A 24777-nucleotide genomic window follows, 5' to 3' on the forward strand; every position below is an offset into this window, starting at 1 on the left:
GAAGCGACAAATTATTGATTTAGATTTTGAAGAATGTGGCGAGCTACATGTACACCAGCGGCCGATGCTTGAGCCAAGCCACGGGTAATCCCTGCTCCATCTCCAATGGTATACAGCCCTTTAATCGATTCCGTTTCAAAGTGATCGTTTATTTTGGGACGAGCACTGTAGAACTTCGCTTCTACTCCGTAGAAAAGGGTATGCTCATCAGCAATGCCCGGTGTTACTTTATCCAGAGCTTTAATCATCTCGATTAAGGAAACCATCGTGTTGTACGGAAGCACGAGTCCTAGATCGCCTGGTACGGCTTCTTTTAGCGTTGGCTCTAAAAATCCTTCTTGAATTCGTTTTGGTGTTGACCGTCTACCTTTATAGATATCGCCTACTTTTTGTACAATCACCGATCCGTTCGAAAGATCATTGGCCCGGCGACTAACTTCTTTCGCGAATTCAATTGGTTTATCAAATGGATCGGTAAAGGTATGCGATACCAGTAATGCGAAGTTCGTATTTTTACTCCCCATCTTAGGATCCTTATAAGAGTGACCATTTACCGTCATCACACCCGAATGATTCTCTACAACCACATGCCCACTTGGATTGGAGCAAAAGGTACGAACACGAGTCCCGACTGAAGTATTGTAAACAAATTTTGCCTCGTACAAATACTTATTAATTTCCTGCATGATCACATCTGAAGTCTCTACGCGGACACCAATATCTACTTGGTTATTCGTCATCTCCACGCCATTGCGTTTCAAAATATTACTTAGCCATTCGGATCCATCTCTACCTGGACCGATAATCACACGATCTGCTGTGTACTCATCTCCATTTTTCAAACGAACTCCACGGACAACTTGATCCTCCACGATCAGATCTTCTACATAGGTTTTAAATAAGAAGTCCATTTTATTTTCCATTGTCTGGAATATATTCTGAAGTATTTTTAGGTTTTCTTCAGTCCCCAGATGGCGAACACGTGCTTTTAATAATTTAAGTCCTGCTCCTGCTGCTTTTTGCTCGATCCGACGAACATCTTCTGTTGTTGGGTCCGTAATGACAGTCGTACCACCATGTTCGAGGTTAATGGAATCTACATATTCGATTAGCTCCATTACCTTAGAAGGAGCCAAATAATCCTGCATCCAGCCACCAAACTCTGTTGTTAAGTTGAATTTCCCATCACTGTAGGCACCGGCCCCACCCCAGCCAGCTGTTATCGAACAAGCCGGTAAACATCCTGCATATTCTTTTTTCTTAGTTGCAGGTGGACACTTTGTAATTTTATTTTCTAGGATTGGGCAACGTCGTTGACGAATACTATGCCCTTTATCTATAAGAAGTATTTTTAGATTGGGATTACTTTTAGACAATTCATAAGAAGCGAATATTCCGCTCGGTCCAGCTCCGACTACAATCACATCATAATGCATACGGATCTGCCCCTTTCATTAATTTCTATTTGTTCGTTTTTAATACAGGCTTAAAAGATCAACCCGATGTATCGTAACATAGATCTCTTATAAAAGCGAACTATTTTTATTCATATATCATATTCATTCGTGTTTTAATACGTTTATTGAATAATCAAATAATTAAACCCGAAATAAAAGGCCCCACATCGGGAGCCTTTGTCATTTACTTCACCATATCAAGGATTGCTTCTTTTGGTTGTACACCAGATACCTTTTTCACTTGTTCGCCGTCTTTAAAAACGATCAAGGTAGGGATCCCCATAACACCATATTTCGTAGCAAGATCTGGATTGTCATCCACATTTACTTTTACTACTTGTACATCTGATCCTACTTCGGTATCCACTTCTTCTAGGATCGGCGCAAGCATGCGGCAAGGTCCGCACCATGGAGCCCAGAAGTCTACCAAAACGGTACCGGTTCCTTTTGATTCAACTTTTTCACCAAAGTTTTGTGTATTTAATTCAGCGATTGCCATCGTTGAAATCTCCTTTCGAAGTCAGCAAAATCGATCTAAAGATGGCCTTTTACAAAGCGATCTTCACTATGTAGTATACCACTCTCTCGAAAAAGTTCCAACTGTTTCGTCAGACGAAATAATAAATTGGCATACAATCATTCATACAAAAACCTACTTATATTCCACAGACCCATACATCCATAACATCCTCAACGTATATCCATTCGACATCCTGGCCTTGATCGAGTTTGATTTTTCGGCTCTGCTGATCAACATTTACTATAACTCCCGTTCGTTCCAGCAAATCAAACTCTGTGAATAATACCAGAGTCACCTCATGCTTACATTGCATTGATTCTGAGATGAGTATGTCTATCCGTTCCATTTCTTGATCATCCCGTTGTGGACGTGATCTCCGTTGTAAATTTCGCTGATGTGTATGATACGCTTCCTTGTGTTCAGGAAGCATCATTCTGGATGATTCAAACAAGCCATTTCCTTTCAGTTTCTTACTCATTTATAATGTCCTCCGATTTTTTGCGCTCTATTCCGCGCTTGTCCTGATTCAGTTAAAGAGGAGGCTCTCATGATCGCAGCATTTCCGTATTTTTCCTTGATCCAATCCGTCGTTCTTTCCAATACTAATTTTGTCTCGCGGTTATCAAACAAGGTAAGTTGATACTCCTGATCACTTACCAACTGACTTAGCGACACTCCCACTCTACGAATCGGTAGGCCGTCCCAATGCTCTTTAAACAGCTTTTTCGCTATCTCAAACACCTCATCTGTAAGATGGGTTGGATCAGGCAGTTTCATTTGTCTATGGAATCCAGATGGATGAGCGAAATCAGCTCCTTGGCAACCCACCGAGACCACTTGGCCCATATAACCTTTCATCCGAGCCCGCTGACAAACTAATTCCGAGAGCTCGAGCAAGGGAACCAAAATATCCTCAAGCTTCCGGTAATCAAAGGGAAGAGTCATCTGATGACCGATTACTTTTGGCTTACCATGTGTATGAGGGTTTACAGGCGAATCATTCTTACCATTGGCAATGAGCCATAGGACTTCGCCATTCACTCCCCATCTAGACCTCAACTTTGTCAAAGAAGTCTGAGCTAGCTGACCAATGGTGTAGATCCCCATGGTTTGTAAGTGTCGACATGTTCGAGAGCCCACCATAAACATGTGTTGAACCGGCAATGGCCAAAGCATCTTTTGTAACTCCTTGGCAGGCAAGTAGAAAATACCTACAGAATTACGTTTGGCAAACCGATCGCAGGCCATTTTGGAAAGCACCTTATTTTCACTCATTCCGATTCGTACACGAACTCCCGTTTCTTGTTGAACTTGATCCTGAATCCTTTTCGCAATCTGATAAGGATCACCAAAGAGATGGATACTTCCCGTCACATCCAAAAAATGCTCATCTATGCTGTATGGCTCTACCAAGTCTGTGTAGGACTGATAAATGCCTGTAATTTGTAAAGATACCCTTATGTACTCCTGCATACGCGGACGAATCACCACTAGATCTGGACATTTAGCAAGAGATACGCCAAGTCGCTCTGCCGTTGTAATACCATATTTCTTAGCAAGTGGACACGCAGCGAGGATAATACCAGATCGCCGCGTCGGATCTCCCGCAACTACCAGCGGTTGATCTCTATATTCGGGGTGGGCGGCTTTTTCCACACTTGCGTAAAACGACTCACAGTCAGCCAACATCACGATCCGATCGTTATGATTATTTTTCAGATTATCAGCAGGCTGAAACATACACTCACTCCCTTATATACGTACATACGTTCTCTTTATTATATGAGAATATACGTTCTTATATAAGTGATAATTTTTACCAATTTAGTCCGACATTGGATTCTTACAAATACGTAAGGAACTTGAAAGGAAAATCACTAGGAACAAAGGAAGAATTAACGTAAAGTAAAGGTAACAACAACGCGGAGGTGGAACACATGAAAGTTCTTAAAACAGTGGCAGAAGTGGTATTCAACGTTTGGATTGGCAATGAAAGAGGAGAAGCATTTAGAGATGGAAACACCCCTGATAACAACGAGAAGGACATTCTAGAGGAAAAATAGAATGCCCTTCTTTTTTGGCTAGTAGTGTCTACATAATCCCAAAACCCAATATCTCCTGCCCACGTAGCAGAAGATATGATGAAAAACGTGACATTGACCATTCGCTAATCGCATTGTAGATAACAAAAAAGACCGTAGCTTCTTCCTACAGTCCAAACAAAAACGAAACGCTATGTGTCCTGCTTATTGCTCCGTGATGCCTGAACTTCAGATAATCTCTACTTACCAACCGTATAGTAATAATTTTCGATAGGACTGTGACCTGTTGCTCCAGAGAAAATTTGAATTTTAATATCGGGTATGTGGTCACCGTTGAAATCTTCAAATTTCATACTTGGTTCATATCCGCCATTTCCGACTTCCACCATTACTTTTTTGTGACTTTTCCCATCTACCACACGAAGGTATACTTTTTCATTCCAACCGTCCTGCGGAAACTCCTTTTGTCCGATCAGTGTAATAACATCTTTCACTTTATCGCCTGTCACATCTTTTTTGGCTTCAGCGATGATATACTGCGTGTGTTTTTTAGAATCCACAGAAAGACCCTTTTGTGATGAACTCGGTGCCGCAAATGCATGTGGAACAATACTAAAACTAGCTAGAGCAAACATCCCAGAAACCACTAAAAGCCCACTTTTCAACCAACCATTCTTACGTTCTTTTTTCATGATTTCCCTCTATTCTATGTTTTTACATTACTTATTAATAGTATACATATTATTCCAGTAAAAGAAAACAAAATATTTATATTAAAAGAAACGCTATTCCATCCATATTGTAGATTGAAAGGAATAGCGTTTTTCACTTTTTTGTATATTCTAAGGGAAAATAATATCTAGTTTTCCAGATATCCTTGCGGAGGAAAGTTCATCTTTGATATCTACGTTATATCCACCCTTTTTCATATTCGTAAAAGTAGATTCTCCGCTACTTAAATTATGAAAAGTGGTGCAAGCTTTTGTTTTATCATTGCACAATCGAACCCACAGCTTGGAGTAGTCAGTAAATACTTTTGTTCCAGAGCTCGTTTTGCTATAAAGCGGCTTAACCAGCTCGATCTGGATACTGCTTCCATTATTCTCATTGCCAATAAAGCCATCCCACTTGCCATCTTCTGTTTGGAACGAATAGCGCGGAACACTTGCATTTGCGGAGCCTATTCCCACTGTAAAAATAGTAACAGCCGAAATCGCACATACACTTAAAATGGAAACCGCTTTTTTCATTTACTTCATCCTCTTTTCAAAAAAACAGAATAAAAAAACTCTTATCACGTTAAAAATATCACTTGTAATCACTTTTGTCTAGCATTTCAAATTGAAGATTTGGTGTAGAATTAAGGTCAATTCCGTGTTGTTTATATATTTTTATCGTGTTCTCCCCAGTTAATTGGGAATCTACATATCCGAGCAAACCCGCAACTTGAACCACTTGTTCCTTCGAATCTGCTTCGATCTCCAGATACGGCGGAATCATCGGCCATTCATCGATTTCCAAGCGAACCCCGTTTAAGATGAAGCTTGTCCGACGATTTTCTTGATAGGATTTAGCTGTATACCCTAATTTCTCCAAAATCTGATTCGTAATCTCGAAATCTTCTACAATCGTCTCAAGCTCACGGGTTCCGTCAATTTCATCATGAACGATTTCTTTAATGGTTAAAGTGGACTCTTTCCCATTATCTCTGAGACGAATCCATTTTGACATATCACCCGGAATCATGTCGTACACATACCGCCTCATAAAGAATTCTCCTAGCTTCTCGCCACCTAATTCTAGGATTTTTGCAGAAAGATCTTGTGGATTGATTTCGATTACTTTTGCCTCAAATTCAATGGACATGCAAACCCCTCCCTGATAACCTGTTAAATGGTAGGAAACAACTTTATTTACTTGTGTATAAACGTAATAGCTTTTTCGTTGTAGGGAAGGCTAGATGGTCCCAAGGAATTTCATGAAAGTGGAAGAAGTAGCCCTTTTGGCTTTCAATGTTGACTACAACTTCTTCCTGATCCGAAATCGCTTCATAGGCCAATTGGATCAATCCTTCAGCCTGAAAAGAAAATGTGTCGATAATTTCTTTCACTTCAACAGTAAGTCCTGTTTCTTCTTTGATTTCATTTTTGATCGTGTCAAAAAGGTCTTGTCCACGTTCAACATGTCCACCCGGAAATGCCCACAAGCCCTTTCCCGGTTCTTCATTTCTTTGTAGCAGAAGTATTTTACTTCGATCTCTATTTAAAACAACCGCCACTACAGCGAGTTTTGGATCTAAGTAAAATACAAATTGACAGTTATGACAAAGGAGTTGGGGTTGATTCGGAATATGCAAGTCTTCTAATGAAAAAAGATGCCCACATCGAGGGCAGTACTTTAAATCATCTTTTGTATATCTCCATTGATATTGGAAGTAAAGCTCCTTATTCATGCTACATCTCCTTTGTAATAGCTGTGTTATTCCAAATCGAAAAAAACTTATTTTTTACATGTTCAAACATTGTATCTTTACCGCTAGTCTTATGGAGTGTGAAACGAGGTTGGTTTTTTTCAGGAATATAATCTGTAATCTCAACGACGAGCTTGCCAATTGCTCCATTTTCAAATCCGGTAATAATATATGGGAAAATAGTGCTGTATGTCTTTATCTTAAGACGTGGGATAAGTTCAAGTGGTAAATTTCTTTGTAACTGATTTAGCTTTCGGATTGAATTGCGAATCTCGTAATGAAATTCCTTTCTATCTTCTTCATCAGCGATAAATGTAAGAATAGAAAAATTTCTTTTAATCCAATCTGGATCTAAGATAAGTAAATATATCTTTCCTACATAAAGCTTATCTCTCAAAATATCATTTGAATCTTCTGCCAGATGAATCATCGAAGTTCCTGAGATAAAACAGTCACCTTCTGCTTCTAGAAGACAGCTTTTGTAGTCTAATATACGATCAGACGAGGTATTAGTAAGCTTAGTTATACCATAGGGGTGGAAATTATCATAGCTAGAAATTTGGTTACTATCTAGAATTCGGGAATCATCTATACTTGGATCAAATGGATTGTAATCAGAAAGGCCCATTTTCCAGATCGGAATTTGTAAAATGTTACATAAGCGACGGAGTGTTTGCAAATCAGTAATATTTTTAATTCCTCTTTCTACATCAGATACATAATTCACACTAACACCAATGCCACCTCCTGATTGAGGCCATATTTCAGCTAATTGTGCTTGTGTCATTTTTAATTTCTCTCTGCCTTCACGAACAGTAATTCCATAGTGATATTCCATGGTTTTGAAACCTCCGTTCCAACCAATTAGTATGAGCTATAAGTGTAAAATTCAAACTTATTAGGATGTTCTAATTCCTATTGTTATCTAGCATAATATTTTTAGATACGTAGTACAAGTGATCCAATCTTTAAGTCGAAGAGATCGACTAGATTATCCATAAGCGAGGGGTTAACATGAACAAAATTGATAAGTCTCTCCAACAAGTAGATTACAACTACTTCGTAGTAAAAGGGGATGGCAAGATGATCACCCAAAGCACGGCAAGTCGAGGAGTAAGGAACGGTTTAGAAATGCTTGATGTTAGAGAGGGACAGCATGTGATGGAGATTGGGACAGGCTCGGGATTTAGTGGGGCACTTCTCTCTACGCTAGTTGGTCCAACTGGTTCGGTTGTGTCTATCGACATTGAACCTCATTTAACAAGTAGAGCTAGAGAGTTGTGTGAGAAAAAGGAACTCAACAATATCTTTCATGCAACCCGCGATGGTCGCAAGGGCTTTGAATCCGGAAAGCCATATGACCGTATTATAGCGTGGACAACCCCTGAAAGTTTCCCGATTGCTTGGAGTGACCAATTACAAGAAGGCGGCCTTATCGTCATCCCATTTCAAGTTCTACCCATTGCTCGTTGTATCGTGACTGTCTGTCTAAGGAAAGTGAACGGGATTTTGCAAGGTGAGGCAGTTGCGAGCGAAAGTTACATTATGATGTCTTCAGAGCCTATGCAGGACTTGAAAGAACTTGCAGGATATCACGTTCAGGCTGAATTAGTGGGGGAAGGAGACGAAGCGGCATGGGCAAGCTCCAGATGGTTGAAAGAAAATCCAAGTCAAGAGTGGCTAGATAAATTCACTTCTACTCAACCTGAATCACTGCCTTTTGAAGAAACAGGGGAAGAAATTCGTGCATATCTACTAGGGAAGAATCCCGAAGGATTTACAAATGCATGTCACCCTGAATCCGGATCTTGGATTGGCTATAGCAGTCCAACTGGATTTGCCCTCGCTTCGGGACATCAATCAGGACAGTGGCTTGTAACAGATTCATTGCATGCAGATGTCCTTCGTAATTGGTGGAATGAATGGAAACGGTTAGGTAAGCCCAGATTTAAGCAACTACAGCCTGTGTTAGTAGGAGACCAGGTTAAAGTAAAATTGAAGGGAGGTGAATAAGAATGGAATATCAAACTCCAGAATTGGTTGAGATTGGCTCTTTTGAAGAGATGACTCTAGGAACAAAGCTCAACGACACAGCAGACGAAAATTCACATCGTTGGTAGAAAAAAGAGTAGGGGGACGCTGCTTGCTTTGAGAGGTCAGCAGCGTCTCTCTTTTACTTAGGAGGAACCCGATTGTTTCTTGGACACTATGAAGGAAGTTCGCTATCTTTTGAAGTTATGCAAACTCCGCACCTACATCTCAAAGAAAACGGGGCTGAATGTTACCTCATTGGTGAAATTCTATCAGATCCAGATGAGATTGATTACGCCTTTCACCAGTTTATAAGGGATCGTCAACCAGAGCATATCCTGTTTCTTCGTGGAAACTATCAAACGATTATTCGTATATCGAATGAGTTATGGATGTTCTCTGATTTGGCGAATGTGAGACCCCTTTATCATGCGAAACAAGGAAATTCATTTCTTTTCTCTTCTCATCTTACACCGATTCAAAAGCAAGTACAATCTACTTGTAATGTATCATGGTTCCAGCGTTCGCTATCCGTTAGCGGGTTTTGTATAGAAGAAGAAACTCCCTATCAGCGCATCAAGAGAGTTCCGTCCGGATTTGGACTTTCTATAAGTCCACAAGGAGAACGGGTTGTACAAGCATGGAATGTGGATCAAGAAGTTCCACTGTCTTGGGAAGAAGCTCAGCGAGATTTACGAGAAGAATTAACGGCTTCTGTCCGATTACGTTGTCAGGGAAAGCGAGTGACGAGTGATCTAAGTGGTGGGCTTGATTCTTCTACGATTACGTGGATTGCTTCTAGAGAAAAGCCTATTAAAGCACTGACGATTATTGGGAAAGAGGAAGACGAAGATGGAAAAATAGCCAGAGAAGTCGCAGGGGTACAGGAAAACATTCAACATTTTATCTGGCAACAGGATGATATCCCGCTCATTTATTCTCATATGGATCAGATTCGGACAGATACCCCTATTTCATTTCTCTGGTCAGCTAATAAAGTAAAAAAGAAAATGAAGTGGGCGCGTGAAAATCAATCCGAAGTCCATTTTAGTGGTGAGGGTGGCGACACCGTTTTAGGTGCGGATTTTACGTATCTCGTTGATCTGCTTCGTCAAGGAAAGTGGAAAACGTTTTATTCTCACGTATATGGATGGGCGGTGCAGAAAAAAGAGTCTCCATTTCTTTGGATCTCGGGGGCACTTCGTAGGGTATTTCATCTTCCTTTTCATCCACGACAAAGGAATCCGCTTTCGACTGTAGGCAATCAAGCAGATTGGTTCAAATTCAGTCCAATGGTCCGTGATGTGCGATTTTCACGATATCAGGGAGTCAACAAAACCATGTACGGAATCCAATATCTTGGCTATGTCTCGCAGGGTTTAAAGGATTTGGCTAATCAAGAGCAAGTGCTCCTATGTGTCCCCTATCTAGATCATAATGTGATTCGGATTTGTATGCGTACTCCATCAGAGCTAAAGATGAATCCGCATGAACTAAAACCCTTGTTAAAGGGAGCTTTCCAAGATGAATTGCCGTCCTCTCTCTTAAACCGCAATACAAAAGGCGATTATACGTCTGATGTCTATTACGGGATGAGGCAACAGTTTTCATGGTTTCAGGAGCATTTTCGAGAAATGGCTTTATCGGACATGGGGTTAGTTGATCTTCCGGCATTTCAAGAATGTGTACATCGTTTATCACTCGGAGTGCCTGTGAAGCTTCCAGAATTCCATCATACGCTTTCATTAGAACTGTGGCTTCGTCAAAACGTTAGATAGCATGAAAGGAGCAACGAGAATGAAACTCGCTTTACCCGACCATGTACAGATATCTGAAGTGGATGGGAAGTACGTTCTACTTGATTGTCGGGGTAACTTCTTTTACACGGTGAGCCAATCTGGAGCTGAATTTATCGAACAAGTTCGACAACATGGCGATATGAGAAGAGCGATTGAGAAGATTAGCATGGACCACTTGGTTTTGTTTGAAAGAGTACAAGATGAGATGACTTCTTTCGCAGATCATCTCATTCAGAAGGGATTGTTAATTAAAACATGATACGAGCTTGGCTTTCACTTTTATTTGCTTCCTTTTTGATCAAAACGCAAAACTTAGAGAGGCTAAAACCGTTTCTCATCCAACGAAAATTGTCTTGTAAGGAAGCATGGTCATTTGAAGAGGCAGAACAAGCCTTTATACAAATCGAACAAGCAAAGCGCTTTTTTATTTCTCGAACGGCTTGTTTAGAACAGTCTTTGGCCTTGTTTCTGTTTGCTACATCGCAAGGGAAATCAATTGATTGGTGCGTAGGGATACGGCTCGCTCCATTTGCTTCCCATGCATGGGTGGAAGCAGAAGGGATAACGGTCCGAGAGTTAGAGAGTGTCCAAAAGTACAGAAAGATTTTAGTGGTCTAGATCAAAAAAAGACTGTAGACCACCATCATAGTCTACAGTCCAAGTAAAAAACTACTTACCTACTAACACCTTTTTCAATTCCTCTGTCAACATTGGCACGACTACAAACAAGTCACCTACGATTCCATAGTCTGCTACTTGGAAGATTGGTGCCTCTGGATCTTTATTAATCGCGACGATGGTCTTGGATGCGGACATACCAGCCAAATGCTGAATCGCTCCGGAGATTCCAGCGGCGATGTAGAGATCTGGTGTTACCACTTTACCGGTTTGACCGATTTGCAGTGCGTAATCGCAGTACCCAGAGTCACAAGCACCACGGGAAGCTCCCACTGCGCCACCTAGTAGGTCAGCTAATTCCTTTAATGGAGCAAATCCATCTTCGCTCTTCACACCACGCCCACCTGATACGACAACTCTTGCTTCGGAGAGGTCCACACCATCCGTTGCTTTCTTCACCACTTGCTTGATGATGGTTCGTAATAAAGTTGGATCAAAGTCTACGGATACTTCAGTCACAGTTGCTGTGCGAGCGGTATCTGCATCCAGTGCCACGATATTATTCGGACGAAGGGTAGCAAATACGGTTTCGTCCTCTTTAAATGCTTTTTTCACAAATGCTTTTCCGGCATAAATCGGGCGAGTGAAGACTAATTTGCCGTCCACCTCTTCTAAAGCGGTTACATCGGAAATGAGACCGAAACCAAGACGTGCCGCAATTCGCGGACTTACGTCTTTTCCGACTGCTGTGTGTCCTGTGAAAATTGCTTGTGGTTCTACTGTTTCGATAATTTTCTTTACTGCTTGGAAATATGCGTCCGTTGTATATTGATCTAATTTCGAATCGGTTACTACAACTACTTCATCTGCACCGTGATGTGCAAGTACGTCCACGTGATCTTTTGCAAAGCTTCCCAAGACTGCTGCTACTACGGTTCCACCTTCGCTTGCAAGTCGTGCCGCTGCTAAGCTCTCAAAAGCCACGTTACGAAGTTTTCCTTCACGAACATCTGCCAGTACAAGTATTTTTTTGCTCATGTCGATAATCCCCCCAGGTCTTTAGATCACTTTCGCTTCGCTCTTTAAAAGTTGAACGAGCTCTGTTACTTGATCAGCAAGTTCTCCTTGTAGGATTTTCCCTGCATCTTTTTTAGGAGGTAAGTAGATTTCTAATACCTTCGTTTTGGCTTCAATCTCTTCTTCCTCGATATCAAGGTCATCAATCTCTACTTCTTCTAATGGTTTTTTCTTTGCTTTCATAATCCCTTGTAGAGATGGATAACGTGGTTCGTTTAATCCTTGTTGAGCGGTTACGAGAAGAGGGAGTTTAGATTCAATGACTTCCATGTCTCCTTCTACGTCTTTCTCAACGACTACATTTCCACCATCTACTGTTATCTTCGTAATGGTGGAGATATGAGGTATATTTAAAAGTTCCGCTAATCGTGGGCCGACTTGTGCAGAACCGTCGTCTACTGCCATCGCACCAGCGAGAATGATATCAAATTCAAGTTCTTGCTCTTCGATCGTTGCTTTGATGATTTTCGCGATACTATGCTCATCTAAGTCACCATCAAAATCTTCTGTATTAATCCATACACCTTTATCTGCACCCATGGCAAGCGCCTTACGCATCGAAGCTTCTACACGTTCTGGACCAACGGTTAAAATCGTTACTTCCCCGCCGTGTTCTTCTTTTAACTTAATGCCTTCTTCTACGGCATATTCATCATACGGGTTAATCACGAATACTGCGCCGTCTTCTACGACCACACCATTTTCAATCGTGATCCGCTCTTCTGTGTCAAACGTTTGCTTCAAACAAACTAGGATATTCATGAAGAGACCTCCTGTGCTTTTGTTAGATAGCGCTTACATCTCGCGTGTCTGTTGACCAATCCCGTGTACAAACAGCTCTAAGATTGGGTCCACTTGGGAGAGCAAACTATATTTGCGATCGTTCATAATCCAAGATGTCACGGTCTCATCAATGGTACCAAAGATTAGCTTGCGAGTCATGCGAACATCTAGAGTCGAACGATACAAACCCTTTTTTATCCCATCTTCGACGATCCGGTCGATCATATCCAGATATCGCTTTAGAATCTGTCCAATTCCTTTGCGAACTTCTGGGTTTGATTGACGCAACTCGATTTGTGTCACAATCGCAAGTTCACGATCACTCTCTAGATACTCAAAGTGAAGGCGAATGAGTTGATGTAACTGTTCAACTGGTGAATCGAAGTGCTGAATCGCTTCCTCCGCCTCGCTGATAAATGAACCCATTTTCTCGCTGAATAGAGAGATCAGCACATCGTCTTTGTTTTCAAAATAGAGGTAGATTGTACCATCTGCGACTTTTGCCTCACGAGCAATCTTCGAAACCTGCGCATTATGATAACCAAATTCTGCGATAACGCGCACTGCAGCATCGATGATCGCTTCGTATTTTTCACCAGTCCGTTTCGCCATGGGATCGAAATTCCTTTCTGCATAAACAATAATGAATGATTATTCATTCAATATTATTGTATGGATAAATAAAACGTTTGTCAACGCACACAGAAATGAAAAAACCTAACATCATATCCGTTCCGGATGCTAGGTTACACATTCATCTAATTGGCCTCTTTTATCTCTTCTTCGTATTTCTTCTTCTCTTGCTCTTGAAGGACACGACGGAGAACCTTGCCAACAAATGTCTTAGGTAACTCATCACGGAATTCATATAAGCGTGGGATTTTATATTTTGCTAGTTTTTCACGACAGTACTGATCTAATTCCTTTTCTGTCAGTTTGACTCCTGGCTTGAGCACGATGAATGCTTTTACCGTTTCACCTCGATACGGATGAGGAACACCTACCACTGCCGCCTCTTGAATGGCTGGATGTTCAAATAAAACCTCTTCCACTTCACGTGGGTAAATATTATATCCCCCTGCGATAATCATATCTTTCTTACGATCCATCACAAAGAAATAGCCTTCTTCATCCATGCGAACAATATCACCTGTACTTAGCCATCCATCTGCTGTTAGAACTTTCGCCGTCTCATCCTCACGGTTCCAGTATCCTTTCATCACTTGAGGCCCTCGTACTTGAAGCTCACCAATCTCACCTACAGGAAGCTCTTCGCCCGTTTCCGCATCCACGACTCTTGATTCCGTATCAGGCCATGGGACACCGATAGTCGATGATCGGACACGATCCCATACTAAATTCGAATGCGTTACAGGAGATGTTTCCGTCATCCCGTAACCTTCTATCAGTCTACCCCCTGTTAACTTTTCAAATTTTTCTTGTACCTCTACGGGTAGTGCCGCTGATCCACTTACACAAGCATCGATCGAAGAAAGATCATACTTTTGGATGTTAGGATGATTAATGATCGCCACATACATCGTAGGCGCACCCGGGAACAAAGTAGGACGCTCTTTTACAATCGTCTTCAAGATCATTTCACAGTCAAATCGGGGAATCAGAATCATCGTCGCTGCTTGATACATGGCATAGTTCATGACAACCGTCATCCCATACACATGAAAAAACGGAAGAACACCTAATATCTTTTCCGTCCCACGTTTCACCTTATATAGCCAATAGGATGCCTGAATGCTATTTACAATCAGATTTCGGTGAGTCAGCATAGCCGCTTTGGAAAGACCCGTCGTGCCTCCTGTATACTGGAGCAAGGCTACATCATGGATCGGATCAGTCTCTGGTGGGGTCACTGGAGTTGGAAGCGCTTTCGCAATGAGCCGCTTAAAAGCATGTGTATCTTTATCGTACTCATGAGTCAGTTTAATGCCGTCTTTCCACAGGGTAAGTGGATAAAGCACATTTTTTGGAAATGGTAGATAATCCTTGATACTGGTTACAATCACACGCTTTAACTGAGTCTTTGATTTTACATTTTGGACTTTTGGTAACACCAAGTCGAGGCATATAATGGTTTCGGAACCTGAATCAGTGAGTTGATGCTCTAATTCTCGTTCCATGTACAACGGATTGGTCTGAACGACGACCGCTCCGATAAACAGCGCTCCATAATACGCGATTACAGCTTGTGGGCAGTTTGGTAACATGATCGCAACTCGTTCTTGGGGCCTAACGCCAAGCTCTTTTAAGGAGTTCGCAAAACGATAAGATTCTTCCAATAATTGTTCATAAGTAAGCTTTTTCCCCATAAAAAGAACCGCATCTCGCTTAGGAAAATCCCTTGCGGCATCGATTAAGAATTGGGTTAATAGTACATTTGGATAGTCAATGGTTGATGGTACAGTCGATGGATACTGTTTGAGCCATACTTTTTCTGCATACGACATAGGGACCCTCCTGTCATGAATGAGTATTCACGTCATCCATCCGATTTCCTTATTCTTATTTTAGCTAATTTTTATACGCTTTTGAATCACTTTATTAAAAAAAGAAGTTTTTTTGATGGTTTTGTACGCTCCCCTTCCCAATTTTCGCGGGGTCTTCTACAATAGGGAAAGTTAGGAAAAGCTAAACATAGCTACGTTTAACCTTAAAGGAGCGCTATATGAAATATGATGTGATTGTCATTGGTGGTGGCCCTTCTGGTTTGATGGCCAGTGCTGCTGCTGGGATGCATGGGGCAAAAGTGCTCCTACTTGATAAAGGAGATCAACTGGGGCGTAAGCTTGCGATCTCTGGCGGTGGACGTTGTAATGTCACCAATATTAAAGATATAGATGAGCTTATCCGATTTATTCCGGGAAATGGACGATTTCTCTACAGTGTCTTTTCTGTATTTAACAATTGGGATATCGTTCACTTCTTTCGTGAACTGGGCGTCGAGTTAAAAGAAGAGGATAATGGTCGAATGTTTCCAGTCAGCGACAGTGCTAAATCCGTAGTACAAGCACTCATTCGAAAGGTGAAAGAAGGCGGGGCACACATCCGTGTCAATACGCCAGTCCGTCAAGTGCTCTATCGAGATGGACAAGTAGCCGGTGTAGAGAGTATGAACGGAGAGATTTTTCATGCGAATCAAGTCATCATAGCGGTTGGGGGCAAATCGGTTCCTCAGACGGGTTCCACTGGCGACGGATACGCTTGGGCCGAAGCGGCTGGGCATACCATTACAGAATTATTCCCGACAGAAGTTCCTCTTACCTCTGGGGAACCTTGGATCCTAGATAAATCGATGCAAGGATTATCATTACGAGATATCACTGTTACCGTTTGGAATGCAAAAGGAAAGAAATTGGTAAGCCATGACGGAGATTTGCTCTTTACCCACTTTGGGCTCTCGGGTCCGACTGCCCTTCGTTGTAGCCAATTCGTCATCAAGAATCTAAAAAAATTTGGTACTCCGACTACTTTGCTTACTATCGATGTAAAACCAGAGAGTACCGTTGATGAGGTAGAGAGAGAGATTCGTAAACTGGTCGACGAAAGTCCAAAGCGAGCATTCCGGAATGCATTAAAAGGATATCTCCCTGAGAGAATGATCCCTGTCCTATTTCAGATGAATAACCTTTCGGACACATTAAGTTGTACACAAACTTCCAAAGAAGTCCAACGGAAAGTAGCCGAACACATAAAAGCTTTTCCTGTTCATATCAACGGAACTCTACCACTTGATAAAGCTTTTGTCACGGGGGGCGGAGTCCATATTAAAGAGATCGATCCGCGTACCATGCAATCCAAAATGATGTCTGGCCTCTACTTTTGTGGAGAGATCCTAGATATCCATGGTTATACGGGTGGCTATAACATCACTTCTGCTCTATGTACTGGATACGTAGCAGGAAAGAGCTCGAGCGAACAGATTGAGAACTTACATACATAGAAAAGAGGGGAGTCTTATGTCTCCTACGATTCCATCCGTTTTCTTAGAACAGATGAAAGAGCGATTACAAGATGAATATGATTCCTTCCTTGCTACTTATGAACAGGCACCGGAAAGAAGTTTTCGTGTCAATCGATTACGCACTACACCAGGAGAACTAGTAGAAGAACTCCCTTTCACCACACTAGAAAATGTCCCTTGGTGCCCAGAAGCGTACTACTATCAACACGAAGTAGACCGCCCCGGCAAGCACCCTTTCCATGCGGCAGGTGTGTACTATATCCAAGATGCCAGTGCGATGTCTCCAGCCGAAGCGCTTGAAGCAAAGCCAGGAGAAACGATTTTAGATCTCTGTGCCGCTCCAGGGGGGAAAACGACGCAAATCGCATCCCACATGCAAGGAGAAGGAATCCTCGTTGCGAATGAGATTGACGGCAAACGAATCAAAATACTTGTCGAAAACCTAGAGCGCTGTGGAGTCCCCAATGCCGTTGTCCTAAATGAAGATCCGAATCACCTTACCGATCGCTTCCCTCAATTTTTTGATCGAATCTTAATTGATGCCCCTTGCTCGGGTGAAGGGATGTTTCGCAAAGATGACGAATCAGGAGAGCGTTGGAGTCCTCGTCTAGTCGAAAAATGTGCCGAGCTACAGATGGAGATTCTTCGTGCAACGGCTCCCATGCTAAAAGACGGAGGACGACTCGTTTACTCCACATGCACCTTTAACCCGCTGGAAAACGAAGAAGTAGTCGCTTCTTTCCTCGCCGAATTTTCTGAGTTTGAGTTAATCCCTGTTCCGCAGGCGTCACATTACCAACCTGGCCGCCTTGACTGGATGGAGAACCCAGATCCGCGATTAGCTCTTGCTGGCCGCTTATGGCCCCATCATCTGCGTGGCGAAGGTCACTTTGTGGCTGTACTTCAAAAAGGCGACTCCGAAACCTCCCGTAAGACCAAAATCGGGAAAACAGCATCCATCCCGAAAGATCGGAAAAAGCTTTATGATACATTTGTACAAGATCACTTACTCGATTCTTCGTGGATCGAAGGGGAGTTCACTCTATATGGAGAGCATCTCTATCGGACACCATCTGGCTTTCCCTCTCTAAAAGGATTAAAGGTAGAGCGCCCTGGAATGCATCTAGGCCAAATTAAAAAAAGTCACTTTCAACCCTCCCATGCCTTCGCCCTTGCCCTACAGAGCGACAAGGTAAAGCGTGTGCGTAATCTCAGCTGGAACGGAAATGACTTACTGCTCTATTTACAAGGAGAAACACTTCCCGATCAACAAAGTGGCTGGACTCTGGTCACAGTAGACAACTACCCGCTCGGATGGGGAAAAGCTTCTGGGGGACTGCTAAAAAATCACTATCCCAAATGGCTCCGTTGGGAAAAATATCGTACGATTTAACGCAAAATGGCGGTAGACAAGATCCACTCTCGGATCAGTCTACCGCCATTTCTTTTACTTAATAGCTATTCTCTTTTTGTAGAGCACTCGTCGTCCCGATAAAGAAATAATAGCAACTTAGTGAACCAATTCCGCATAGCGTTGTAATGATCCCTAGTGGCACTACCGTATACTCGCCGGCAATGCCTACAAATGGAGCAACAACTCCACCTAAAACGAGTGCAATAACGCCTAAGACAGCCGCAGCACTACCTGCTGATTTCCCTTGACTTTCCATCGCTAGTGAAAAAACGGATGTCGAAACAACCCCTACACTTGATACGACTAAAAATAAAGGAATTAAAACCACATAGAGTGGAGCCTGATTTAGGAAAGCGATTAATAGTAATCCACCGCCTGAAGCAGACATGATCAGCCCCGCCTTAAATAAAGACCGCTCCGAAAATCTTCCTGCCAATTTACCTGTGATCTGACTCGCAATCATAATTCCTACACCATTAATGGCAAAAATAATACTAAATGTAGTGGCAGTTCCATGATAGATGTTCTGCACCATAAAGGATGAGCCCGATATATAAGCAAACATCGCAGCAAACACTAACCCCTGACATATCGCATAACCCATAAAGGTGCGATCTCGTAAAATGCGAGCATAGCTTAATACGGCTGGACGAACTCCGCTTTGCGCACGATTTTCAGCAGGAAGTGTATCAGGAAGCCCCCACGCCACGATACCAAACATACCAAGTCCGATGATACTCAGTACGATAAAAACTCCCTGCCATGGAGCAAAGCTTAATAATTGTGCTCCCATAATCGGAGCTAAAATCGGCGCCAATCCGTTAACTAGGGCGAGCAAAGCACAAAAGCGTGTTAATTCAGTCCCTACATACAGATCACGAACGACTGCACGTGAAATCACAATCCCTGCTGAAGCAGTCAATCCTTGGAAAAATCGCAACAGCACAAACATCCAAATCGATGGACTCCATATACATAATAAAGATATGATTCCATATGATAATAACCCGATTAACAAAGGCTTCCGTCTTCCGATCATATCACTAAGTGGACCTGTAAATAATTGTCCTACACACATACCTATTAAAAAGAGCGTAAGGCTCATTTGAACCAATGATGGACTTGCATGAAATTCATTTGCTATCTCTGGAAACGCCGGTAAATACATATCAATGGATAAGGCTCCAAATGCGGAAAGCCCACCTAAAATAATCGCCATTCTCCAACGCCCGGAAGAAGACTTCTGATTTTGATTATTATTCTCAATTAAAGTTTCGATGATAGTCTCCTCCTTCTTAGTCATCCTACTAAGGTTACTACGGAAACCGAAAAACGTAAATGAGAAATCGACAAAAATTGACTACTTTTTGTTCGCGTTTCTAGGTTTTTCGCATAGAAATATATGGAAATCATGTATCTCCTTCTGGAAGGATGACAAAAAATGAAGCGTAATCTAGTACAGAAAAACGAATTGTATCCCCATATCCAGCTATCTATGGGAATGATCGATCCAGACTATGTACACATTAATCATTTTTTACAGAATCCTGAAGATGGGACAGAAGTCTTACTCCTACAGGAGGTAGAAAAGAAAGAGGATGCCCTCCCTAGCATCCAAGTTCATTTTCATTCTAGGCGAGAGTAAGAAGGGTGCAATTCACAACTACATGTGAATCGCACCCTTCTTCTGTGGTTCATTACACTTTATTAGCTACATCTATTCTGTTTCTGTTTCAGTCTGAGCAACCTGTACGAGATCGGGTTTAGGAGCTGATAACCGGAGAAGTGGCAAGAGGAACACTACGCCCAGTAACATCAAGATACCTGAGATTTGGTAAATCCATGTCAGGGATAGATTCTCTTTTAGCAGACCTGTGATACTCATCATGATGACAGTCGCCCCTATGAAGAGCGGAGTTAAGATCCCGTTTACCCGGCCAATAAAATCGGAAGTAGTATGTTGCATAATCATCGTATTAATCCCGATCTGGATAACGGGCATCCCCATACCAGCAAAAAACTGCGCGATTAACGTTAACCAGAGTATTTCCGATATGCCAGAGATGGAAATGACGACGGCATTTACCACAAGACCGATTACTAGTAATCGTTGAGGGGCTATTTTCTTAGCAGCTAAGAGCGCTAGAGCACCACCCGCCAACATACCAATGCCATTCACCATAATCAGCCACTGAAGATTTTCCTTTGGCAAGTGTAGTTGTTCCGTCACAAGGAAGATCGCTAAAGGTTGAATTAAACCGATCGAAATACCTGCCATAAAGAAGGTTCCACCCAGAGAACGGAGCACCTTGCTGGAGAGAACATACTTAATACCTTCCTTCATCTCTTGAACAAGAGAAGACTGATTCTCTGTTTCTTCTTTGATCTCAGGGTCAGCAGGTAGAAAAACAAGTGAGACCGCAGAAAGTAAAAAGGCCACCACTGTAACACTAATAGCCGTATTGATTCCAAACTGCTGGAAAACAAATGTTCCTAAAACCGGGCCTAAGATCATAAAAATGGAAAATAACGATTGATACAGCGACATCCCCGATTGCATATGCTCTGCTGGCACATGAATCTTAAACAACTTCATTCCGGATGGTTGCGAAAACTGGGAGAGAATCGCTGAAAATAACATGGCAAAAAAGAGGACTTTCCAAGTAAAAAACAAGAGCGCGATTAATACGAAAAAGATCGAGATCGCACTTAAAATATCGCACCAAATCATGGTCTTCTTCGGTCTCCAACGATCAGCAAATGTCCCTCCAACAAAGGAGAAAAGAAAAATCGGCGCAAACTCAGCCACAGAGATCATCGACACTGCCACTGGGTCACCGTTGGTCTGATCCACTACATACAACAAAATGGCATAGTTTCGAACCCATATCCCGATTTGTAAAAACAATCCCGAAGCCAGAATCGCTTGGATAAAACGATTTCGGAAGAGGGAGGTTACTTTCGGTGATGAGACGTTTTCTTGGTAAGTATCCATATTCTACGTCCTTTTCATATAAGATAAATTCTTTATAAAACAGCGGTCGTTACATAGAGAGCGTCCAACCACATCCATACTTTACTATTTTTTCTTAGAAATTCCTTCTAAGAAAAAGGTAACAGCACTTCGATATAAGTCCTTCATTTCTTCGATACTCATTTCATAATAAGAGAGCGATAATCCCTCTAATAAAGCACGATACGTACGAGCAAGCAGGGTAACATCGGCCGCTACAAATTCTCCTTGCTGTATTCCTTCCTGAATGATCTCTTGGAAGATTTGAAATGTCCTTTTTTTCATCTCTAAAACTTGCTCAATTACTTCTTCCTTCCCTAACTCTTTGGCTGAGAATTCCTCGGAAGCCTTTAAGAGTGGGTTCCGAAAGTCTTCTACATAAAACTCAGTGAACCCGTACACTTTCTCAATCACATCGGTATACTGGTTGCTTTTTTGTTGCCATTTTGAAGTCAAATCTTGTGCATTCTTCTCAATAATATAGAGGAACAAAGTTTCTTTACTTTTAAAATGATAGTATAGGCTCCCTTTACTGACACCTGATTCTAAGCAGATATCACCAATTGACGTAGCTATATACCCTTTTTTAATGAACAATTCTTTCGCAATCATGGCAAGCTCTTGCTTTGTTTTTTGAGCATCATACCTGCGGGAAACCATGAATCAAACCTCCTATAAACAAACCGACCGTTTGGTTTATTTTAGCGAATGAAGCCTCTGAAGTCAATTAAAAAAGAAAGATATCCATACTGCATTGGAATATCTTTCTTTTTTGTGCGCTTACGTAGTCCCTATTTCACAAATTGAGTAACAAAATGAGCTGGATTCAATGTTTCGCCAGTAGCATTTTCAATCAGTTTAGACCATCCATTCCGATCACCTGGGAAGAAGATCTCTTTTAAGAACCAGTTACCTACCTCTTTATTGAAGTAAGTAGGGCTAATATGTTGTTTAATGTGTTGATCAAATTGAGAAGCCGTTAGTTCTCCCAGTAAATAGTTTTGATAGTACGCTGGTGCAATCGTAAAGTGAATTTTAGAAGCCCAATGTGGCTCATCTACCTGGTTCGGTGGCTCCACAAATTGAACTTCTTTTACGATTTCCCACCATAACTTATTTAGGTCTTGGTCGGGATCGCGATAAAGTTCCCGTTCAAATCGGACAAAGGTAATAACCCAACGAGCCGTGATTAACATCTGACGTTGCTGCATTTTCTCTAGACCTAGTACGATTTTATCTAATGCATCCCCATCTACTTGGGCAATTTCCGACAACCATTCCCGGTTCTTTACCAGGCGACCGAAAAACATCGCCACAGCTTCCGTTGTGAAAATATGGGCATGTGTACGTAAAAGAAACGGGATCTTCCGATCGATATATTTGTCATATACCGCATGGCCATATTCATGAAGCATCGTTTCCATCCAGTATTGGTTATCATGAATATTGCATAATACCCGCACATCCCCTTCCCGATCCATATCGAGACAGAACGCGTGCTGGTTCTTCCCTTCCCGTTCATAGAGATCGCTCTTAGCTAACATATCGCGAATCTCCATTCCCATCGATGTAAACGTATCAGCCGTTAATTTCTCCACATTCCTTCCTTTTAAAAAAGGACTTACATCCGCACCCGGTACTACAGGAGCATCTTGGAAAAACGGATCTTTATAATGCCATGGCTGCAAAGGGGTATCCTCTGACAACCCATATTGAACGCGAAGTTCATGATCTATTTCATCTTTCATCGCTTGGAAAGGACCATCTGTTAGCTTCTTTAGGTCGTCAAAAATCGCGAAAACCTCATCGCGATTTAACTCTTGCAAGTCAAATGACATTTGATGAAAATCTTCAAATCCTAAGCTTTGGGCTGCTTGATTACGCACACGAACGAGTTCCAATAATCCGGAAGCTACCTCTTGCCCAATCGCCTTGCTAGCGTTCCATACTTTCTCACGCAAAGCTACATCTGTGTTAGTGAGGAGAACTTGACGTACTTGGTTCTCCGTCCACTTCTCTCCATTTACTGTAGCGCGGAACGTATTAAAAATATTGCTTAGCTTAGAAGATAATTTGACCATTTCTTCTAAGGTCTCAGCAGGAAGCTGATTTTCGAGCGCTGATTGATGGAGGCGTTCGTATTGGCGTCGCTCTATCGAACCTTCTGGAGCCTGAACCATTTTTTCCTTCAACATAGCAAATCGTTTCGAATCCGAACAATATAACCGATACTGTGACTCAGCCTCTACTTCTTTATCCTGCCAATCTTGCGAACCCGTTGTATTTACCATCCAGATGGCTTCTGTCATCATAGACGATAGCTTACGTAAATGGTTATTTTCTTCCTGTAAAAAACGATCGGTCATTCTTCTCTCCCCTATTCTCTCTCGCTTTTAGTTAGGTGATGGGTCCATCTTCTTTGTTGTTGATTTACCAGATGAATCGGGAGCTGCTTTCTTTTTGGATAATGCTTTTTTGATAATCAGATAACGTTTCATTTCCCCGACAAAGAAATATAAACAAGCCCTCGTTTCGAATTCGATCCGATCTACTGGGAGAGGTTGCTCGCGAAACTCTCGTTTCATCTGTTCAAGTCGCTCTAGATAGATATCTGCTGTATTCCCAGGGTGAATGGCATCTGCTAGTTCTTCTAAATAACAAGCAATCTGTTGGCTTTGGTCGCATGTATGATTCAACATGGATACTGTTGGCATAATTCGTTCCATGATCTCGAATTGCTTCTCCCTCATTTGGAAGTATCGATACATGGCTTTTTCTTCTTCTGTGCTATGGTTCTCAATGTTATGTAGTGCCATTTCTTTGGCTTCTTTGATCCATTCTGCCGTTTCCATCAATTCTTTTCCATCCCAATTACTTTCACCGTACCGTAGATAAATAGCCATCTCCCGAAATATCCGCTTAAAATTTTGTTCAATCTTACGTTGATGCTCAAGCAGTTTCTTTTCAGAGCTCGGCATATAGCTATTCACTACAAATGCAACTAAAATACCGATCACGATAATCCCTAATTCATTTACAATGACATGCCAATCGATATGTTGCAACGTGTATAAATGGGAGATGATGACTGAGGCAGCAGGAATCCCTTCTTTTGCCTTGAGCCCTACCATAATGGGAAATGTGACCAATAATAAAAGCGTAATCGTCCATGGATGATATCCGATATTTTGAAAAATCAACCAACTAATGAGCAATCCAATCACACTTGTCAAGAAACGTTCCCACGCTGTTTCATACGAACTCTTCCGCGTTTGTTTGATGCAGAGGATCGTAATGATTCCAGCACCGGCGTAGAAATCAAGGTGTAAATACTGTGCGATCGCAATCGCAACACCTGCACCAACCGCACTTTTAATGGTACGGTAGCCAATTTTAAACACTTGTTTTCACCTCAATCATAATAATACGAATGTACCCTATTTACCTACAATACACAATCACATTATGATGAATACCTCAATCGAGTAGGAGGGGGTGATTAACCCCCGACCTCTCACACCACCTAGCATGCGGTTCCGCACTAGGCGGTTCACTTAAGTCTGACGAATCCAAT

Annotated in this window: 27 protein-coding genes; 9 read left to right on the forward strand and 18 right to left on the reverse strand. The window is 41.9% G+C overall.

Annotated features, from left to right (window positions below; genetic code table 11):
• Positions 1-11: 11 nt before the first annotated feature.
• The 4 genes from EDD57_RS08665 to EDD57_RS08680 all read right to left on the reverse strand — a co-directional run bounded on the left by EDD57_RS08665 (position 12) and on the right by EDD57_RS08680 (position 3717).
• Complete coding sequence (locus tag EDD57_RS08665) at positions 12-1436, reverse strand: NAD(P)/FAD-dependent oxidoreductase (RefSeq protein WP_131849066.1); 1425 nt, start codon at positions 1434-1436, stop codon at positions 12-14.
• Positions 1437-1641: 205 nt separating this feature from the next.
• Entirely contained in the window at positions 1642-1956 is a 315-nt protein-coding gene (trxA, locus tag EDD57_RS08670) for a thioredoxin (RefSeq protein WP_072335920.1), read from the reverse strand.
• 157 nt (positions 1957-2113) lie between these two features.
• Complete coding sequence (locus EDD57_RS08675) at positions 2114-2455, reverse strand: YolD-like family protein (protein ID WP_131849067.1); 342 nt, start codon at positions 2453-2455, stop codon at positions 2114-2116.
• Positions 2452-3717 (reverse strand): DNA polymerase IV, encoded by a 1266-nt coding sequence (locus EDD57_RS08680; RefSeq protein ID WP_243649499.1) that lies wholly within the window; start codon positions 3715-3717, stop codon positions 2452-2454. The genes EDD57_RS08675 and EDD57_RS08680 overlap by 4 nt, the downstream gene beginning before the upstream one ends.
• A 197-nt stretch (positions 3718-3914) precedes the next feature.
• Between EDD57_RS08680 and EDD57_RS14960 the strand changes: the two genes are divergently transcribed.
• A complete protein-coding gene (locus EDD57_RS14960) occupies positions 3915-4040 on the forward strand; it encodes a hypothetical protein (protein WP_279388950.1) in 126 nt (41 codons plus the stop codon).
• Between the two features lie 218 nt (positions 4041-4258).
• On the opposite strand, the gene EDD57_RS08685 is transcribed toward EDD57_RS14960, so the two are convergent.
• From EDD57_RS08685 to EDD57_RS08705, 5 genes are all read right to left on the reverse strand, one after another.
• A complete protein-coding gene (locus tag EDD57_RS08685; protein ID WP_131849068.1) occupies positions 4259-4711 on the reverse strand; it encodes a hypothetical protein in 453 nt (150 codons plus the stop codon).
• A gap of 150 nt (positions 4712-4861) precedes the next feature.
• Positions 4862-5269 carry a hypothetical protein gene (locus EDD57_RS08690; RefSeq protein WP_131849069.1) on the reverse strand — a complete coding sequence of 136 codons (408 nt, stop codon included), beginning with the start codon at positions 5267-5269 and terminating at the stop codon, positions 4862-4864.
• A 58-nt stretch (positions 5270-5327) separates the two neighbouring features.
• Positions 5328-5885 (reverse strand): class IV adenylate cyclase, encoded by a 558-nt coding sequence (locus EDD57_RS08695; protein ID WP_131849070.1) that lies wholly within the window; start codon positions 5883-5885, stop codon positions 5328-5330.
• 43 nt (positions 5886-5928) lie between these two features.
• Positions 5929-6471: an NUDIX hydrolase gene (locus EDD57_RS08700; RefSeq protein WP_131849071.1), complete on the reverse strand. Its 543-nt coding sequence runs from the start codon at positions 6469-6471 to the stop codon at positions 5929-5931.
• Position 6472: 1 nt separating this feature from the next.
• Positions 6473-7327 (reverse strand): helix-turn-helix domain-containing protein, encoded by an 855-nt coding sequence (locus EDD57_RS08705; RefSeq protein WP_131849072.1) that lies wholly within the window; start codon positions 7325-7327, stop codon positions 6473-6475.
• A 176-nt stretch (positions 7328-7503) separates the two neighbouring features.
• Here EDD57_RS08705 and EDD57_RS08710 point away from each other — a divergent pair, with 176 nt between their 5' ends.
• The 5 genes from EDD57_RS08710 to EDD57_RS08730 all read left to right on the forward strand — a co-directional run bounded on the left by EDD57_RS08710 (position 7504) and on the right by EDD57_RS08730 (position 10937).
• The gene (locus tag EDD57_RS08710; RefSeq protein ID WP_131849073.1) at positions 7504-8502 is read left to right on the forward strand and encodes a protein-L-isoaspartate O-methyltransferase family protein; all 999 of its coding nucleotides are present in this window, start codon (positions 7504-7506) and stop codon (positions 8500-8502) included.
• A 2-nt stretch (positions 8503-8504) separates the two neighbouring features.
• Positions 8505-8609 (forward strand): lasso RiPP family leader peptide-containing protein, encoded by a 105-nt coding sequence (locus EDD57_RS08715; RefSeq protein WP_131849074.1) that lies wholly within the window; start codon positions 8505-8507, stop codon positions 8607-8609.
• A gap of 72 nt (positions 8610-8681) precedes the next feature.
• Entirely contained in the window at positions 8682-10298 is a 1617-nt protein-coding gene (locus EDD57_RS08720) for an asparagine synthase-related protein (RefSeq protein WP_131849075.1), read from the forward strand.
• A 19-nt stretch (positions 10299-10317) separates the two neighbouring features.
• Positions 10318-10578: a PqqD family peptide modification chaperone gene (locus EDD57_RS08725; RefSeq protein WP_131849076.1), complete on the forward strand. Its 261-nt coding sequence runs from the start codon at positions 10318-10320 to the stop codon at positions 10576-10578.
• Positions 10575-10937, forward strand: a complete 363-nt coding sequence (locus tag EDD57_RS08730) for a lasso peptide biosynthesis B2 protein (RefSeq protein ID WP_131849077.1) — start codon at positions 10575-10577, stop codon at positions 10935-10937. The genes EDD57_RS08725 and EDD57_RS08730 overlap by 4 nt, the downstream gene beginning before the upstream one ends.
• Before the next feature lie 51 nt (positions 10938-10988).
• Here EDD57_RS08730 and EDD57_RS08735 read toward each other — a convergent pair whose 3' ends face one another.
• The 4 genes from EDD57_RS08735 to EDD57_RS08750 all read right to left on the reverse strand — a co-directional run bounded on the left by EDD57_RS08735 (position 10989) and on the right by EDD57_RS08750 (position 15262).
• Positions 10989-11975, reverse strand: coding sequence for an electron transfer flavoprotein subunit alpha/FixB family protein (locus tag EDD57_RS08735; protein ID WP_131849078.1), 987 nt, complete (start codon positions 11973-11975; stop codon positions 10989-10991).
• Between the two features lie 21 nt (positions 11976-11996).
• Complete coding sequence (locus EDD57_RS08740; RefSeq protein WP_131849079.1) at positions 11997-12776, reverse strand: electron transfer flavoprotein subunit beta/FixA family protein; 780 nt, start codon at positions 12774-12776, stop codon at positions 11997-11999.
• A 33-nt stretch (positions 12777-12809) separates the two neighbouring features.
• On the reverse strand, positions 12810-13409 hold the full coding sequence (locus EDD57_RS08745) for a TetR/AcrR family transcriptional regulator (protein WP_131849080.1): 600 nt from the start codon (positions 13407-13409) through the stop codon (positions 12810-12812).
• 146 nt (positions 13410-13555) lie between these two features.
• A complete protein-coding gene (locus EDD57_RS08750; protein ID WP_131849081.1) occupies positions 13556-15262 on the reverse strand; it encodes a long-chain-fatty-acid--CoA ligase in 1707 nt (568 codons plus the stop codon).
• 218 nt (positions 15263-15480) lie between these two features.
• On the opposite strand from EDD57_RS08750, the gene EDD57_RS08755 reads away from it, so the two are divergent.
• Both EDD57_RS08755 and EDD57_RS08760 read left to right on the forward strand, forming a co-directional pair.
• Complete coding sequence (locus EDD57_RS08755) at positions 15481-16755, forward strand: BaiN/RdsA family NAD(P)/FAD-dependent oxidoreductase (RefSeq protein ID WP_131849082.1); 1275 nt, start codon at positions 15481-15483, stop codon at positions 16753-16755.
• A gap of 16 nt (positions 16756-16771) precedes the next feature.
• The gene (locus tag EDD57_RS08760; protein ID WP_131849083.1) at positions 16772-18169 is read left to right on the forward strand and encodes an RsmB/NOP family class I SAM-dependent RNA methyltransferase; all 1398 of its coding nucleotides are present in this window, start codon (positions 16772-16774) and stop codon (positions 18167-18169) included.
• A gap of 58 nt (positions 18170-18227) precedes the next feature.
• Here the strand turns inward: EDD57_RS08760 and EDD57_RS08765 are convergent, their stop codons facing one another.
• Positions 18228-19409: a multidrug effflux MFS transporter gene (locus tag EDD57_RS08765; protein WP_131849090.1), complete on the reverse strand. Its 1182-nt coding sequence runs from the start codon at positions 19407-19409 to the stop codon at positions 18228-18230.
• Positions 19410-19631: 222 nt separating this feature from the next.
• On the opposite strand from EDD57_RS08765, the gene EDD57_RS08770 reads away from it, so the two are divergent.
• A complete protein-coding gene (locus tag EDD57_RS08770; protein WP_131849084.1) occupies positions 19632-19835 on the forward strand; it encodes a hypothetical protein in 204 nt (67 codons plus the stop codon).
• A gap of 72 nt (positions 19836-19907) precedes the next feature.
• Here the strand turns inward: EDD57_RS08770 and EDD57_RS08775 are convergent, their stop codons facing one another.
• The 4 genes from EDD57_RS08775 to EDD57_RS08790 all read right to left on the reverse strand — a co-directional run bounded on the left by EDD57_RS08775 (position 19908) and on the right by EDD57_RS08790 (position 24604).
• Entirely contained in the window at positions 19908-21185 is a 1278-nt protein-coding gene (locus tag EDD57_RS08775; protein ID WP_131849085.1) for an MFS transporter, read from the reverse strand.
• An 84-nt stretch (positions 21186-21269) separates the two neighbouring features.
• Positions 21270-21863, reverse strand: coding sequence for a TetR/AcrR family transcriptional regulator (locus EDD57_RS08780; protein ID WP_131849086.1), 594 nt, complete (start codon positions 21861-21863; stop codon positions 21270-21272).
• Positions 21864-21994: 131 nt separating this feature from the next.
• Positions 21995-23569 carry a M2 family metallopeptidase gene (locus EDD57_RS08785; RefSeq protein ID WP_131849087.1) on the reverse strand — a complete coding sequence of 525 codons (1575 nt, stop codon included), beginning with the start codon at positions 23567-23569 and terminating at the stop codon, positions 21995-21997.
• Positions 23570-23596: 27 nt separating this feature from the next.
• Complete coding sequence (locus EDD57_RS08790; RefSeq protein ID WP_131849088.1) at positions 23597-24604, reverse strand: aromatic acid exporter family protein; 1008 nt, start codon at positions 24602-24604, stop codon at positions 23597-23599.
• Positions 24605-24777 lie beyond the last annotated feature (173 nt).

Source organism: Baia soyae, from assembly GCF_004341445.1.
GTDB classification, from domain to species: Bacteria; Bacillota; Bacilli; order Thermoactinomycetales; family Thermoactinomycetaceae; genus Baia; species Baia soyae.

What these genes read in the sequence shown, in the direction of transcription:
- EDD57_RS08665 (WP_131849066.1), bottom strand. Translation starts at nt 1,436, where the DNA reads ATGCATTATGATGTGATTGTAGTCGGAGCTGGACCGAGCGGAATATTC.
- trxA (WP_072335920.1), bottom strand. Translation starts at nt 1,956, where the DNA reads ATGGCAATCGCTGAATTAAATACACAAAACTTTGGTGAAAAAGTTGAA.
- EDD57_RS08675 (WP_131849067.1), bottom strand. Translation starts at nt 2,455, where the DNA reads ATGAGTAAGAAACTGAAAGGAAATGGCTTGTTTGAATCATCCAGAATG.
- EDD57_RS08680 (WP_243649499.1), bottom strand. Translation starts at nt 3,717, where the DNA reads ATGTTTCAGCCTGCTGATAATCTGAAAAATAATCATAACGATCGGATC.
- EDD57_RS14960 (WP_279388950.1), top strand. Translation starts at nt 3,915, where the DNA reads ATGAAAGTTCTTAAAACAGTGGCAGAAGTGGTATTCAACGTTTGGATT.
- EDD57_RS08685 (WP_131849068.1), bottom strand. Translation starts at nt 4,711, where the DNA reads ATGAAAAAAGAACGTAAGAATGGTTGGTTGAAAAGTGGGCTTTTAGTG.
- EDD57_RS08690 (WP_131849069.1), bottom strand. Translation starts at nt 5,269, where the DNA reads ATGAAAAAAGCGGTTTCCATTTTAAGTGTATGTGCGATTTCGGCTGTT.
- EDD57_RS08695 (WP_131849070.1), bottom strand. Translation starts at nt 5,885, where the DNA reads ATGTCCATTGAATTTGAGGCAAAAGTAATCGAAATCAATCCACAAGAT.
- EDD57_RS08700 (WP_131849071.1), bottom strand. Translation starts at nt 6,471, where the DNA reads ATGAATAAGGAGCTTTACTTCCAATATCAATGGAGATATACAAAAGAT.
- EDD57_RS08705 (WP_131849072.1), bottom strand. Translation starts at nt 7,327, where the DNA reads ATGGAATATCACTATGGAATTACTGTTCGTGAAGGCAGAGAGAAATTA.
- EDD57_RS08710 (WP_131849073.1), top strand. Translation starts at nt 7,504, where the DNA reads ATGAACAAAATTGATAAGTCTCTCCAACAAGTAGATTACAACTACTTC.
- EDD57_RS08715 (WP_131849074.1), top strand. Translation starts at nt 8,505, where the DNA reads ATGGAATATCAAACTCCAGAATTGGTTGAGATTGGCTCTTTTGAAGAG.
- EDD57_RS08725 (WP_131849076.1), top strand. Translation starts at nt 10,318, where the DNA reads ATGAAACTCGCTTTACCCGACCATGTACAGATATCTGAAGTGGATGGG.
- EDD57_RS08730 (WP_131849077.1), top strand. Translation starts at nt 10,575, where the DNA reads ATGATACGAGCTTGGCTTTCACTTTTATTTGCTTCCTTTTTGATCAAA.
- EDD57_RS08735 (WP_131849078.1), bottom strand. Translation starts at nt 11,975, where the DNA reads ATGAGCAAAAAAATACTTGTACTGGCAGATGTTCGTGAAGGAAAACTT.
- EDD57_RS08740 (WP_131849079.1), bottom strand. Translation starts at nt 12,776, where the DNA reads ATGAATATCCTAGTTTGTTTGAAGCAAACGTTTGACACAGAAGAGCGG.
- EDD57_RS08745 (WP_131849080.1), bottom strand. Translation starts at nt 13,409, where the DNA reads ATGGCGAAACGGACTGGTGAAAAATACGAAGCGATCATCGATGCTGCA.
- EDD57_RS08750 (WP_131849081.1), bottom strand. Translation starts at nt 15,262, where the DNA reads ATGTCGTATGCAGAAAAAGTATGGCTCAAACAGTATCCATCGACTGTA.
- EDD57_RS08755 (WP_131849082.1), top strand. Translation starts at nt 15,481, where the DNA reads ATGAAATATGATGTGATTGTCATTGGTGGTGGCCCTTCTGGTTTGATG.
- EDD57_RS08760 (WP_131849083.1), top strand. Translation starts at nt 16,772, where the DNA reads ATGTCTCCTACGATTCCATCCGTTTTCTTAGAACAGATGAAAGAGCGA.
- EDD57_RS08765 (WP_131849090.1), bottom strand. Translation starts at nt 19,409, where the DNA reads ATGGCGATTATTTTAGGTGGGCTTTCCGCATTTGGAGCCTTATCCATT.
- EDD57_RS08770 (WP_131849084.1), top strand. Translation starts at nt 19,632, where the DNA reads ATGAAGCGTAATCTAGTACAGAAAAACGAATTGTATCCCCATATCCAG.
- EDD57_RS08775 (WP_131849085.1), bottom strand. Translation starts at nt 21,185, where the DNA reads ATGGATACTTACCAAGAAAACGTCTCATCACCGAAAGTAACCTCCCTC.
- EDD57_RS08780 (WP_131849086.1), bottom strand. Translation starts at nt 21,863, where the DNA reads ATGGTTTCCCGCAGGTATGATGCTCAAAAAACAAAGCAAGAGCTTGCC.
- EDD57_RS08785 (WP_131849087.1), bottom strand. Translation starts at nt 23,569, where the DNA reads ATGACCGATCGTTTTTTACAGGAAGAAAATAACCATTTACGTAAGCTA.